The organism is Streptomyces johnsoniae (genome assembly GCF_031845565.1).
Taxonomy (GTDB): Bacteria; Actinomycetota; Actinomycetes; order Streptomycetales; family Streptomycetaceae; genus Streptomyces; species Streptomyces johnsoniae.
Window position 1 is genome coordinate 327,286 of record NZ_JAVREV010000008.1, and the last position, 12,941, is coordinate 340,226.

Sequence of the window (12,941 nt, forward strand, 5' to 3'; positions counted from 1 at the left end):
TGGGGCGGTACGAGCTCACCGGCCGGCTGGCCGGGCTCAGCCGAAGTTGACGTCGCTGCAGATGAAGTACGTCTGGTCCAGGTGTGACGCCTGCCAGATCGTGTAGACGATGTGGTGGCCGCTGCGGCCGGGGGCGCTGACATCGAAGGTGATGTCCTGCGCCGGCGGGTAACTGCCGGTTTCCTCCACCAGTTCGAGGTCGTCCCAGCCCAGGGCCTGGGTGGTGGGATCGAAGCCCTGCTTGGTGACGTACACCTGGAAGTAGTCCGCGCCGTGGCTGGCCGTGTCGTACAGGTGGACGCTGAAGTTGCTGCTGACGTCCGTCGTGGTCCACGGGCCCGGGTTGTCGAGCGAGCTGGCCAGGCCGCCCTGGGCGTCACCGGCGCTGCACAGCTTCCCGTTGGGGATCGACCCCTGGAAGTTGCCGGCCAGGTTCTCCCGGAACAGGCTCATCCAGTTCCACATGGTGTTGGGGTTGGCCTGGAAGGCCTGCCAGCACATGGGGTCTTCCTGCTCCATGGCCGGGTTCATGTGGTCGCTGCCCCAGCGCTCCCAGCAGCCGTAGTTGCGGGAAGCGGGGTCCACGATCGAGCCGTGGGCGCTGGCCGAGTCGGTCCAGGGGCTCATGAACAGGGCGAGCAGGCCGACGACACCGGCAAGCACCGGTGCGATCACCCGCAGCGTCCAGCGGCGTGTGGGGGTATCTGCGTACATTGTGCGGTCTCCGTCTTCCGGAAGAGGGGGGTCGGGGTGGTTCCGGTGTGGGAGCGCTCCCAAGATTACGGGAACCTTACCCGCCGACACACCACCGAAACAGCCCTCGCGCACGCCGAGTTCGCGCCCCCACCCGTCGTCGCCGTGGCGGCCCCGGCCAACTCGCACCCCCGGGCGTCGCGTGTCCCGGCCGGGCAGGTGGTGGCTGCCGGCCTCGGGAACGTCCTTGTGGCCCTGCTAGCGTTGCCCCCGGTCGCCCGGGCCCGCCCTGGTCGGGGCCCGACGTTTCTCCTCCGCCCGGTGTCGGGGTGGCGGTGAGGGTGCGTGTCCCGCCCCGCCGCAACTCTGGACGCCCCCAGGCGGGCCGGGGGCCGCGCCCTTCCGCACCACCCAGGCGCCGGCGGCCCCAGGCGGCCCGCCCCGCCGGGCGGCGATGAAGGACATCCTCATGCCCCGCGCCGCCACCGGCTACCGTCCCCTGCTGCGCACTCCCGGCGCCGCCGCCTTCTTCCTCACGGCTGCTGTCGGCCGCGTCGGCATCGCCATGACCGGCCTCGGCCTGGTCTGGTTGCTGCACGCCCGCACCGGCTCCTACGGCACCGCCGGCCTCGCCACCGCCGGGTTCGCTCTCGCCGAGGCCCTGCTCGGCCCGCAACTGGCCCGTCTTACCGACCGGTTCGGCCAGTCCCGCGTCCTGCCGTTCTCCGTACTCGCCCACGGCGCCGCCATCGCCGGTGTGCTGGCGGCCACCACCCCCGCCGCCGCGATCACCGCCGCCACCTGCGCCGGTGCGGCCGTTCCCCAGCTCGGTGCCCTGTCCGCGGCCCGCTGGGCCCACCTGCTGCGCGGCGAACGGGCCGACGAGCTGCCCGCCGCCTTCTCCCTGGAATCTCTGGCCAACGCCACCGCCTTCCTCCTCGGGCCGGTCCTGGTCACCTCGCTCGGCGCGGCCGACGGCACGGCCCTGGCCAGCACCATTGCCGCGGCCCTGATCCTCGGCGGGGCGGGGGCGCTGGCCACCCAGGGCCGCACCGCGCCCCCGCCCAACCGCGAGCACACCGAACGTGCCCGCACCGGCAGGACCCTGCGCCGGCCGGCGTTCCTCCTCCTCGCGCTGCTCAACCTGGCCATCGGGCTGTACTTCGGCACCATGGGGGTCGCCGTGAGTGCCTTCGCCATCGGCCACGGGACTCCCGGTGCCGCCGCGCCGATCATCGCCGCCGCCGCGCTCAGCGGGCTGCTCGCCGGCTGGCTCTACGGGCTGCGGCGGCACCCGGCCCCGGCGCGCCGCCAACTCGTCATCGCCGCCGCCTGTCTCACGGGGGCGGCGCTGCCGCTTCCCCTTGCGCCGTCCGCCGTCTGGCTCGGCGCGGCGGTGGCCGCCGCGGAGGCGGCGGTTCCGCCCACGCTCGTCCTGCTGAACGTCCTCACGGAACGGACCGTTCACCCGGCCGTCCTCACCCAGGCCCTCGCCTGGAACAACTCCGCCAGTGCGGCCGGTTCGGCACTGGCGGCGTCCCTCGCCGGGCGCGCCGCCGACGCGTGGGGGGCCTCCGCCGCCCTCGCGCAGGCCCCCGCGGCCGGGCTCGTCCTCCTCGTCCTCTCGCTCGTCCTTGCACGCGTCCTCTCAACGGCCGCTCGGCGGTCGGGCGGGGCGCCCGGGGCGGGTGATCCGGACGAGAACCGCGCCGCGTAGTGCCGTGGGGCGGTGAGGCGCCCGGAACGGTCACGCCTGGCATATCGAACGCCGATCGGCCGCCGGACGCTGCGGACTGCAGGCGTTCCGCTCAAGACGCGACAGACAGCCCCGGTCCACGGGCCGCCACCGGTCGGTCGGGCCGAAACGGAGCCGCCGAACGGCCGGGGGGCCGTCTCCCGCAGGGGGAGACGGCCCCGTTCACACTGCTTCGCGATGGGATGCCGTCAGCGAAGGTAGACGTTCGGCTGCGGCGGGCGGGTCATGCCGGCCCCCAGGAAGTAACTGGGGTGCGGCGGTTGGTTGTAGGCGGTGTTCTGCCAGGCCAGCGCGACCCGGTACTGGGCGTCGTGGGCCAGGGTGTGCAGCTTGACGTCCGTCGCGGTGCTCGTGGCATAGATCCGCAGAGCATTGTTGCCCGAGTGCCGCCAGATGACCTCCTCGCGCCAGTCGCCGAACAGGTCACCCGACAGAACGGGGGTGGACTTGGTGCCGTTGCTGGCGGCGACGCCGCTGGCGGTGAGCAGGCGGGTGTCGCCGCCGGTGCCGTACTTGTCGATCTGGGTGCCGTTCAGCAGCTCCCGCACGGGGTCGGCGTCCCACCAGGCGAGGAAGTTCGCCGAGGAGGGGTTACGTCCCACGTTGCCGCCGGAGGAGTTGCGCAGCTGGTTCATGTTCGGGCCAGAACCCCAGAACTCCGCGCCGGGGTTGCCGGCGTAGATGTCCGCGGCCACACCACGCCCCGGTCCCTCGGAGCCACTGGTCGGGGTGCGGTGGATGTTCTGGCCGGTGCGGGCGTCGTGCAGGTCGGAGCCCGGCTGGTTGCCCGACTCGTGGATGGAGAAGACCTCGAGCCCCGAACGGGAGGGCACGAAGTCGCCCACGTGCAGGGCGTCACCGTGGCCGTAGCCCGTGGAGTACATCAGGCGGCCGTTGTCATCAATGGTGGCGGCGCCGTAGACGATCTCCTGCCGGCCGTCGGCGTCGACATCCGCGATGGACAGCTGGTGGTTGCCCTGCCCGTAGGCGGCACCGTTGCCCGAGGCGTTGGAGTCGAACGTCCAGCGCCGGGTGAGCTGCCCGTCCCGGAAGTCCCAGGCCGCGATGACGGCGCGGGTGTAGTAGCCGCGCGCCATGACCAGGGAAGGGCGCTGGCCGTCGAGGTAGGCGGTGCCGGCCAGGAAACGGTCGACCCGGTTGCCGTAGTCGTCGCCCCAGGACGGGACGCTGCCCCGCGGAGGTTCATAGGTGACGGTGTCCATCTCCGCGCCGGTCTGCCCGTTGAACATCGTCAGGTACTCGGGGCCGCTCAGGATGTAGCCGCCGGAGTTACGGTGGTCCGCGTTCGCGTTGCCGATCACGCCGCCCTGCCCGTCGCGGGTGCCATCGGCTGTCTTCATCGCGACCTCGGCGCGGCCGTCGCCGTCGTAGTCGTAGACCTGGAACTGCGTGTAGTGCGCGCCGGCCCGGATGTTGCGGCCCAGATCGATACGCCACAGCCGCTGGCCGGTCAGCTGGTAGGCGTCGATGTAGACGTTGCCGGTGACCCCGGACTGGGAGTTGTCCTTGGCGTTGTCCGGGTCCCACTTGACGATCAGCTCGTACTGACCGTCACCGTCCACATCCCCCGGGCTCGCCTCGACCGGCGTGTACCCGGAGCCGGGCCGCTGGAGGGGAACGTCGAGGTAGTTGCCGCCGGTGAAGCGGAGCGAGCCTTCCGACGGTTCCTGCTCGGTGCCGTCCACCACCGCACGCACGGTGTAGGAGGCGTCGGCGGGAGCGCCCCGGTCCAGGTAGTTGGTGGAGTCGGTGATCGGCGAACCGTTCACCTTGGTCGAACCGCGGTAGACGTTGAACGCCGTGTCGTAGCCTTCGGTGCCGAGCAGCCGCCAGGACACCAGGTTCCCGTCACCCGAACGGACCGACACCAGGCCACGGTTGAGGTCCTCCATCTGCAGGGCCTCGCCGGTCGGCGGGTCGGGGTCCGGGTCCGGGTCGCCGTCGACCGGGACCAGCTGCCACTGCTGATTGGCACCGTCGTTGTCGGTGTACTGGGAGACCCGGGCGCCGTCCGCCGTGGACCGCTCCCACACCTCAAGCGCCTTGCCGCTGCGGCGGTTGATCAGCTGCACGTAGCCGCTGTCGGTGTCCACGACGCGGAACTGCTGATTGGCGCCATTGCTGTCGGGCCACTGGATGACATTGGCCCCGTCCGCGGTGGAGAGCGCCTCGATGTCCACCACTTGACCGCTGAGCGCCGACTTCAGGCGGTAGTAGCCGCCCCCCGAGTCGACGAACTGCCACTGCTGCCAGGCCCCGTCGTCACGCGACCACTGAACGATCGGCGCCCCCTCGGCAGTGGCCGCGTCGTTCACGGACATCACCTTGCCGCTGTGCCGGTTGACCAGCACGTAGGACGCGTTCGTGTCGATGACCGCGGCCTGCGCCGCGGGCGCCGGAAGAGCGACCAGCGACACCGCGGCCATCAGCACGACCAGCACCGAGGCCAGCAATCCACGGGTACTTCGGAATCTGCGAAGCGAGAGATACATGACGGCTCCTTCGAAAGCGATTACCGAGCCACGCACCCACCGAGCAACCAACGATGAAACGATTCATGACCACGGCGCACGAACAGCCCGTGATCAGGTCGAGCGGGGTGTGGGAGCGCTCCCGCAGCGTAGAACCGCCGCTTCCGGAACCGCAAGACGCGTGCGCCGAATACATTCAACCGACGAGCGGCGGCCGCGTAGCAGCCGCACGCGCAGCACCGCGAAAGGCCCCGGATAGAAAGCGCGTTCGCCTGGCCAACCCGACCGGGCCGCGGCCCAGGCCCCGGCCCGGAGCCCGCCCGCCCGCCCGCCCGCCCGCCAACTCGGCTTGCCGCCGACCGGGGTGACCAACGCCCAGGCGCCCCGCGCACCATCAGCTCGCCCGCACGCGAAAAGGTTCGCCACTCCGGGCACTTGATGAATCAACCGCAGGGGAGCGCTCATGGCGCTCCGGAACGCCCGCCCGCCGTCGGGGGCGACGCGCCGTCCCCCGGACCCGACGCCCAACTCGCCTTGATACGACGTCACTGCGACACCGTGATCAACCTTTCACACACTGCCCAGCCGTGCGCGGCGCATCATTCTGATCGATTGTGATTGCACTCGATGCGATCGGGTCCATTCTATTGACGCCTGTTCATCTCTGTTCAATGATGCGAATCGATGGTCGGCCCTGGACACCGGCACAGGTAAGTGGCTGACGTGGAGGAGGACTTCATGCGGCACGAGGATCGACGGCGCACCGTCCGATGGCGATGGGACTCGTTGGAGGACGGCAGCGTCCACGGCGGCCGCTGCCGCATCGCGGGCATGGCGCCCTTCCGGCCAAGCACGAGGGCCGACCCGCCGGACATCAGCTGGACCTGAGCCGGGGCCAGCGGCTGGAGCCGTCGGAGGACAGCAGCGCAGACGTACCGGACGGAGAGTGCGCGTGCGTGCTCGGGCGTGGTTCCGGCATCACACCGGATGAGGAATCGATCCGGCTGCTCAGACGAAGTCCGTGAGGGAAGCGGGGGCGCGACCCGAAGGATACGGATGATGGAGTGCACCAACGGTTCCGCGCGCGGGCGTGCGACGTGAGGGTGCTGAAGGACTACGGCGGCGGGTGCCGCAGGGGTCGTGCGCGGCCCGCCGCTGCCGTGGGCAACCGGCAGCGAGCAAGCCCGGCTCCGATGCCTCGGGCTGGACAACTGTCGGCATGCCGAGCCCGAGGGTCCCCTGGCTCAAGACGTTCATCGACAACGACACCCGCTGCACCCGGTCCCTGTGCCCGGACCCGGCTGACTGGAACGGCATCTCCGGCTGCCAGAACGCAGGCCGGTACGAGCCGGCGGTCGAGTAGGCGCCCGGCCACGGCTCGGCAAACACCCCCCTCCGCCCCGCCCGGATCTTCGCTGAGACCTGTGAGGTCACCACCTGTGAGGTCACCAACGGCAGAACAAGTCGCCATGGGCGCCTACCGCCCGGTCCTGACGCCCATCTGAGCCGCACACCGCCCCCGCGGAAAACCCCTACGAAGAATCCCCCACACAAGGAGTCATCAATGACGATGCGACGGCGTACATTCCTGGGCCTGAGCGCGGCCGGCGCTGCGGGCGTGGGCGCGTCCCTGCTCGGTGCCGGGCAGGCGCTCGCCACCCCCACCCGTCACCTGCTGGACGCGCCGACCGAGCCGTTCGCCGTAGGCGTGCGTGAGTACGCCTGGACGCGCGGCGACCGCCGGTGCACCACCTTCGTCTACTACCCCGCCACCGGCACCCCCGGCGGGAACCCCGTCACCGACGCTCCCGTAGCCGAGGGCGCCTTTCCCATCTGCAACTTCACCCACGGCTACGGCTCCAGCCCGCAGAACTCCGAGTTCTTCATCCGCCCCCTGGCCGAAGCCGGCTTCGTCGTCCCCGCGCCCCACTTCCAGTTCAACTTCGACGACGTCTACAACGGCAACCAGTCCAAGGACGTCTCCGAGATCCTCACCCGGACCCTTGCGCTGAACGGGTCCGACGACCCTCCCCCAGGCCTTGGGGGCCTGGGAGGTACCCCCATGCGGCCACATCGACGCGGCTCCCGGTGTCGGCGTGTCCGGTCACTCGATGGGCGGCATGACCACCCACGGCATGCTCACCGCCTGGCCCGACGACCGGATCACCGCCGCGATCCCGCAGTCAACCGTGGACATGGGCGACCCGGCCAGCGCGGTCGCGGCCAACGTCCTGTTCGTACACGGAGACCAGGACCCCACCTGCCCCTACGACGAAGGCCGCCGGGCCTACGAGGAACTGCCGGCCCCCAAGGCGTTCCTCACCTACCTCGGCGGAAACCACACCAGCTTCTGGGGCGACGACCGGTTCCCCGCCACCTGCGTGGACTGGATGCGCTGGAGCCTGTACGGCGACACCGCCGCACGCGACCGCCTCCCCGAAGACGCCAGTGGCGACGACACCGCCTGGGAGTTCGTCCAGGAGTAGGCCCATCGATGCGGAGGCCGTGTCAGAACCGGCTTCTGCACCGCCTCTGCGCGATTCCGAGCGATTCCGAGCGAAAGGAAAAGATCATGACCCATACATCCCGTGCGAATCCGTGGCGATGGCGGCTGCTCGTCGCCGCGTCGTTGTTCGCGTTGGTAACCGCGCCGCTCTCGGCAAGCGGTCCCGTTGCCGCGGCGGAGAGCACGGCCGGCGGCGAGGCTGAATCAACCGATCCTCTCGTCGCGCTGTCCGAGCACGTTTCCCCGCACTCCGCCGCGGACTTCACGGCCGGCTCCTGGGCACCCTTCGCGTCGGCCAGGGACGCCGCCGTGCAGCTGATCGAACGGGGAGAGGCAACCGCCGCGGAGCGTACCGAGGCGCGCGCGGCGCTCCAGGAGGCCACCGATGACCTGGTGATGGTCCGCGGCCTGACGACTCTGGTCGCCGACTACGAGACAGCGTCCCCACCGACTACACCGCTGCCTCCTGGGCTCCCTTCGCCGAAGCGTTGACCACCGCGGCCGATGTCGCAGGCGACCCGTCGGCGACCGTGCCGGACGTCGCGGCCGCCAAGACGGACCTGCAAAGTGCCGCTTCCGAACTGGAACCTTTGCAGGGGTCATTCGAGACCATCACGAACGACGCCTTCTGGAACGACACCGATGGCAATCCCATCTACTCGCAGGGTGGTGGCGTTTTCCGGTTCGGCGACACGTACTACTGGTACGGCGTGCACTACGCCGGCGCCGAGTCCTACCGAGCAGATCCGTCGAGGAAGTACGACAACCAGGTCACCTTCGTGTCGATCCCGGTGTACTCCTCGCAGGACCTGGTGAACTGGACTTTCGAGAACGACGTCGCCACGACTGCCACCGGCCTCGGCGACCTGGGCGGCAACCTCGGCGACGCCGGCTGGGTGGGGCGTCTTGGCGTCTCGTACAACGAGAACACCGGCAAGTACGTGCTTCCCGTGCAGATGTGGCACCCGGCGCACGACCACGGCGTTCTGTTCCTCCAGGGCGACTCGCCCACCGGCGACTTCGCCTTCGGCAACTTCCAGACCCAGGTGCAGAACTCGCCGACCACGGGCACCGGGGACCAGACCGTCTTCACCGACGAGGACGGGCAGGACTACCTGATCTTCTCCAACCGGGAGGGACGCTCCCGGGCTTTCGTCTCCAAGCTCAGCGAGTCCGACTCGCTGAGCGCGGAGCCCGCGGTCGAGGTCGGCTACAACGCCGATGGCCGCGAAGGCAACGCCATGTTCAAGCTCGACGGCAGCTACTACCTGGCGGCCTCGGACCTGCACGGCTGGAACTCTTCGGTCAACCATGTCATCGAGTCCACCACCGACGACATCCAAGGTGATTACTCGGACGAGTACACCCTCCCGGGTACCGAGATGGACTACAGCCACGTGACCCAGACCGGGTTCTTCGTGACGGTCGAGGGAACGGAGCAGGACACGGTGCTGTATGCCGGCGATCGCTGGGCCGACTTCGCGTGGAACGGCATCGGCTACAACCAGTGGATGCCGATCAACCAGAACGAAGCGGGCGAGCTCCAGTTCCATTCGATGAGTCAGTGGCAGTTCAACGCCGCAACCGGCCAATGGCGGGTCGGGCCGCAGAACAACTACATCCTCAACCCCGACTTCCAGGCCGACCGGATCATCGTCTCGGACCTGACCGGGTGGACCAACACCGGCGGCAGCGTGACCAACGTCGAAGGCGGCGCGAACTCCAGCCGGTTCGCGTTGCAGGTCAGCGGCGGCGGCACGCAGCAGGAGATCGACGTGCCCGAAGGCGCCTACGCCCTGTCCCTGTCCGCCAGGGGGGAAGCCGGCGAGGTCGTGGTCACCGACGCCGACGGCAACGACAACGTTCTGGAGGTCCCCTCCTCCGGTGGCTGGTCCGAGCACGAGCTGACCGGGATCGAACTGCCCGCCGGGCCCGTCACCGTGACGGTCCGCTCCTCGGGGTCCGGCGGCTTCACCGTCGACGGCCTCTCGCTCGTCCGGCAAACGGGATAACCGGCCCCCGAGCCGTCCCGTTGACGTACCGCCGGTGCGGGCGGTCTCCCCTGCTCGCCAGCAGCCGTCTCCCGCGCCGCTACTGATCGCTTCCCGCACCGGTCAGGGGCGGCCGGGGCCTGGCCTGGGCGGGCCTGGCCGGGCCTGGCCTGGCCCGGCCGGGGGGGAATGACGCGCTGTGATAGCTTGCCGGGGCCAGTCGAACCCACACGTGCGTGGGTCAGGGAATCCGGTGCGAATCCGGAACTGACGCGCAGCGGTAAGGGGGACGGGCGGGGCAGCGGCCACTGGACCACGATCATGACCACGATCACGGTCCGGGAAGGCGCCTCGTCCGGGTGATCCCGAGTCCGAAGACCTGCTGGCGGCCTCCGCGCCCGGCGTCGTGCGGCGGAGGGACACCGTCCGACAGGGTTCCGCGTTCGAGCCCTCGACACCCGGGGAAGTGCATGCCGGTCGCGCAGTTCGTCCGTCCTTCCGTCCTGGTCCTCTCGGGAGCTCTGCTCCTGACCGCCTGCGGTGCCGACGCGTCCTCGCCGCCCTCGTCATCGCAGCCAGGGGAGAGCGGCTATCCGCTGACGCTCGACAACTGCGGGCGGACGGTGGAGATCGCCGCCCCGCCCCGGCGGGCGGTCTCGCTGTCCCAGGGCACCACCGAGATCCTGCTGTCCCTCGGTCTCGCCGACCGGATCGTCGGCACCGCCACCTGGACCGACCCGCTGCCCGAGGCGCTGGCGGAGGCCGGTGCGTCGGTGCCCCGGCTCGCCGACAACGCCCCCTCCTTCGAACGGGTCCTGGACACCGAACCGGACTTCGTCTCCTCGTCCTTCAGCTCCCTGCTCGGCACGGGGGGCGTGGCCACCCGCGAGCAGTTCGAGGAGCTGGGGGTGCCCACGTACCTGTCCCCCGCCGACTGCGTCGGCAAGGACAACAGCGGCGACGGTGACGGGGTGCGCACCCAGGCGTTCACCATGGAGACGGTCTACGGCGAAGTCCGCGAGCTGGCCAGGGTCTTCGACGTAGAGGAGCGCGGCGAGGAGCTGGTCGCCGAGCTCGAAGCACGCGCGGCGCGGGCCACCTCCGGCATCGACGCGTCCGGGGTGTCGTTCCTGTACTGGTTCGCCAACTCCGAGGCCCCCTACATGGCGGGCTGCTGCGGCGCTCCCGGCGTCATCACCGACGCGTTCGGCGCGGAGAACGTGTTCGACGATACCCACGAGGAGTGGCCCCAGATCAACTGGGAGACGGTCGCCGACCGCGATCCCGACGTGCTGGTGATCGGCGACCTCGCCCGCGACTCGCAGACGGCCGAGAGCGCGGCGGAGAAGATCGCGTTCCTGGAGTCGCACCCGGTGACCCGGACCATGACGGCTGTCCGCAACGAACGGTACGTCCTGCTCAGCGGTCAGGCCATGGACCCGACCATCCGCACCGTCGAGGGCATCGAGCAGGTGGCCGCGGCGCTGCGCGAGCACGGGCTCGCGGAGTGAGCCACGGCATACGTCCGGCCACCCGCGGGGGTCTGCTGTGGGGGGCCGGACTCGCCGCGCTGTGCGCCTCCGTCGCCGTGACCGTCACCATCGGCCCGGCGTCCATCGGCGTCGGCGACGTCTGGTCCACCATCGCGGCCCGCCTGGGCTGGGGCACCTCGGATCTCCCCAGGCTGCGGAACGAGATCGTGTGGAACCTACGGCTGCCGCGCGTCCTGCTGGCGGCCGTGTGCGGCGCGGGACTCGCGGTGTGCGGGGCGGTGATGCAGTCGCTGCTGCGTAATCCGCTCGCCGACCCCTTCGTCCTGGGCGTCTCCTCCGGGGCCTCGACCGGGGCCGTCGTGGTGGTCGTCCTCGGCGCCGGCGGCGGCGCGCTTTCGGTCTCCGGGGGCGCGTTCCTGGGGGCCGTCTGCTCCTTCGCGCTGGTGCTGCTGCTCAGCCACACCCTGGGCGGCACCCCGGACCGGGTGGTCCTCTCGGGGGTCGCGGCGATGCAGCTCTTCTCCGCGCTCACCTCCTTCGTGGTGATGACCGGCGCCGACGCGGAGACCACCCGCGGCGTGCTGTTCTGGCTGCTCGGTTCGCTCGGCGGGGCGGGCTGGACGGACGTGTGGCTGTGCCTGGCGGTGCTGCTCGCGGTCCTGGTGGTGTGTCTCGGGTACTGCCGGACCCTGGACGCCTTCGCCTTCGGGCAGGACGCGGCGGCCTCGCTCGGGGTCTCCGTCGCCTGTACCCGGCTGGTGCTGCTGTGCGCGACCGCGCTGCTGACCGGCGCGCTCGTCAGCACGGCGGGGGCCATCGGCTTCGTCGGCCTGGTGCTGCCGCACGCCGCCCGCGCGCTGACCGGTCCTGGCCACGGGCGGCTGCTGCCGGCCTGTGCCCTGGCGGGTGCCGTGTTCCTGGTGTGGGCCGACACGCTGGCGCGCACGGTTCTCGATCCGCAGGAGGTACCGGTGGGGGTGGTGACCTCGCTGGTCGGTGTCCCGGCCTTCGTCCTCGTCCTGTACCGCACCCGCCGCGGCGTCAGGAGCGCGGCATGACGCTGCACGCCGAGGGGGTCTCCCGTTCCGCGGGCGGGCACCTGATCCTGGACGGTGTCGACCTGGCCCTGCGGCCCGGGCACACGACCGGCGTGCTGGGGCCGAACGGTTCTGGCAAGTCCACGCTGCTGCGCCTGCTCGCCGGCCTCCTGACCCCCGCCTGCGGGCTGGTCACCCTCGACGGGGACCCGATCGGCGAACTGCGCCGCAGAGCGGTCGCCCGGCGGGTGGCCGTCGTCGAGCAACAGGCCGACACTCAGGTCGAGTTGACCGTCGCGGACGTCGTGGGCCTCGGCCGGGTCCCGCACCGGCGCCCCTGGGCCCCCGGTTCGCCGGACGACGAGCAGGCCGTGCGCACCGCCCTTGAGCAGGCCGGACTGACCGGCCACGCGGAACGCGCCTGGCACACCCTCTCCGGAGGCGAACGTCAGCGCGTCCAGATCGCCCGCGCCCTCGCCCAGCAGCCCAGGGAACTCCTGCTGGACGAGCCGACCAACCACCTGGACATCCAGCACCAGCTCGATCTGCTGGCCCTGGTCGCCGCCCTCCCCCTCACCACGGTCGTCGCCCTGCACGACCTGAACCTCGCCGCGATGTACTGCGACGACCTCCTGGTGCTCGGGCGAGGGCGCGTGGTGGCCCGTGGCACGCCCGATGAGGTGCTCACCGAGGAACTCATCGCGCGGGTCTACCGGGTACGCGCCGAGGTCACCCCTTCCGGACCCGGAGGGCGCCCCCACATCCGGTTCCTCGGCACGCTCCCGCCGCCCCGGCCGCCCGAAGGCGAACGTCGCGTAGGCTGACCGTCGCCCGCGGTGCCAGGAACCCGGTGAGATTCCGGGGCGGTTCCGCCACTGTGACGCCGTCGCCCGTTCGACGGCGCAGCCAGATACTGGCCGCGGGCCCGTCCGACCGTCACACGGGGCGAGAACCCCGGAGGAGGAACTTGGCG

At 70.8% G+C, this 12,941-nt stretch carries 11 protein-coding genes and 2 riboswitches; of the genes, 9 read left to right on the top strand and 2 right to left on the bottom strand.

The features are described 5' to 3' along the window. Positions 1–36 precede the first annotated feature (36 nt). Positions 37–714 (bottom strand): lytic polysaccharide monooxygenase auxiliary activity family 9 protein, encoded by a 678-nt coding sequence (locus tag RM779_RS16940; RefSeq protein WP_311618533.1) that lies wholly within the window; start codon positions 712–714, stop codon positions 37–39. A 448-nt stretch (positions 715–1,162) separates the two neighbouring features. Here RM779_RS16940 and RM779_RS16945 point away from each other — a divergent pair, with 448 nt between their 5' ends. Next, complete coding sequence (locus RM779_RS16945) at positions 1,163–2,410, top strand: MFS transporter (RefSeq protein WP_311618534.1); 1,248 nt, start codon at positions 1,163–1,165, stop codon at positions 2,408–2,410. Positions 2,411–2,637: 227 nt separating this feature from the next. Here RM779_RS16945 and RM779_RS16950 read toward each other — a convergent pair whose 3' ends face one another. Further along, complete coding sequence (locus tag RM779_RS16950; protein WP_311618535.1) at positions 2,638–4,962, bottom strand: rhamnogalacturonan lyase family protein; 2,325 nt, start codon at positions 4,960–4,962, stop codon at positions 2,638–2,640. A 717-nt stretch (positions 4,963–5,679) separates the two neighbouring features. Between RM779_RS16950 and RM779_RS16955 the strand changes: the two genes are divergently transcribed. The 8 genes from RM779_RS16955 to RM779_RS16990 all read left to right on the top strand — a co-directional run bounded on the left by RM779_RS16955 (position 5,680) and on the right by RM779_RS16990 (position 12,792). Further along, positions 5,680–5,829 (top strand): hypothetical protein, encoded by a 150-nt coding sequence (locus RM779_RS16955; RefSeq protein ID WP_311618536.1) that lies wholly within the window; start codon positions 5,680–5,682, stop codon positions 5,827–5,829. A gap of 331 nt (positions 5,830–6,160) precedes the next feature. After that, complete coding sequence (locus RM779_RS16960) at positions 6,161–6,304, top strand: hypothetical protein (RefSeq protein WP_311618537.1); 144 nt, start codon at positions 6,161–6,163, stop codon at positions 6,302–6,304. Between the two features lie 757 nt (positions 6,305–7,061). Continuing rightward, complete coding sequence (locus RM779_RS16965; RefSeq protein ID WP_311618538.1) at positions 7,062–7,427, top strand: alpha/beta hydrolase; 366 nt, start codon at positions 7,062–7,064, stop codon at positions 7,425–7,427. 86 nt (positions 7,428–7,513) lie between these two features. Further along, entirely contained in the window at positions 7,514–7,939 is a 426-nt protein-coding gene (locus tag RM779_RS16970; protein WP_311618539.1) for a hypothetical protein, read from the top strand. Then, entirely contained in the window at positions 7,936–9,459 is a 1,524-nt protein-coding gene (locus RM779_RS16975) for a family 43 glycosylhydrolase (RefSeq protein ID WP_311618540.1), read from the top strand. The genes RM779_RS16970 and RM779_RS16975 overlap by 4 nt, the downstream gene beginning before the upstream one ends. Before the next feature lie 179 nt (positions 9,460–9,638). Continuing rightward, positions 9,639–9,839, top strand: a riboswitch (cobalamin riboswitch). Positions 9,840–9,908: 69 nt separating this feature from the next. Then, positions 9,909–10,949, top strand: coding sequence for an ABC transporter substrate-binding protein (locus RM779_RS16980; RefSeq protein WP_311618541.1), 1,041 nt, complete (start codon positions 9,909–9,911; stop codon positions 10,947–10,949). Next, entirely contained in the window at positions 10,946–11,989 is a 1,044-nt protein-coding gene (locus RM779_RS16985) for a FecCD family ABC transporter permease (protein ID WP_311618542.1), read from the top strand. The genes RM779_RS16980 and RM779_RS16985 overlap by 4 nt, the downstream gene beginning before the upstream one ends. After that, complete coding sequence (locus RM779_RS16990) at positions 11,986–12,792, top strand: ABC transporter ATP-binding protein (protein ID WP_311618543.1); 807 nt, start codon at positions 11,986–11,988, stop codon at positions 12,790–12,792. The genes RM779_RS16985 and RM779_RS16990 overlap by 4 nt, the downstream gene beginning before the upstream one ends. Before the next feature lie 6 nt (positions 12,793–12,798). Further along, positions 12,799–12,892: riboswitch (cobalamin riboswitch) on the top strand. Positions 12,893–12,941 lie beyond the last annotated feature (49 nt).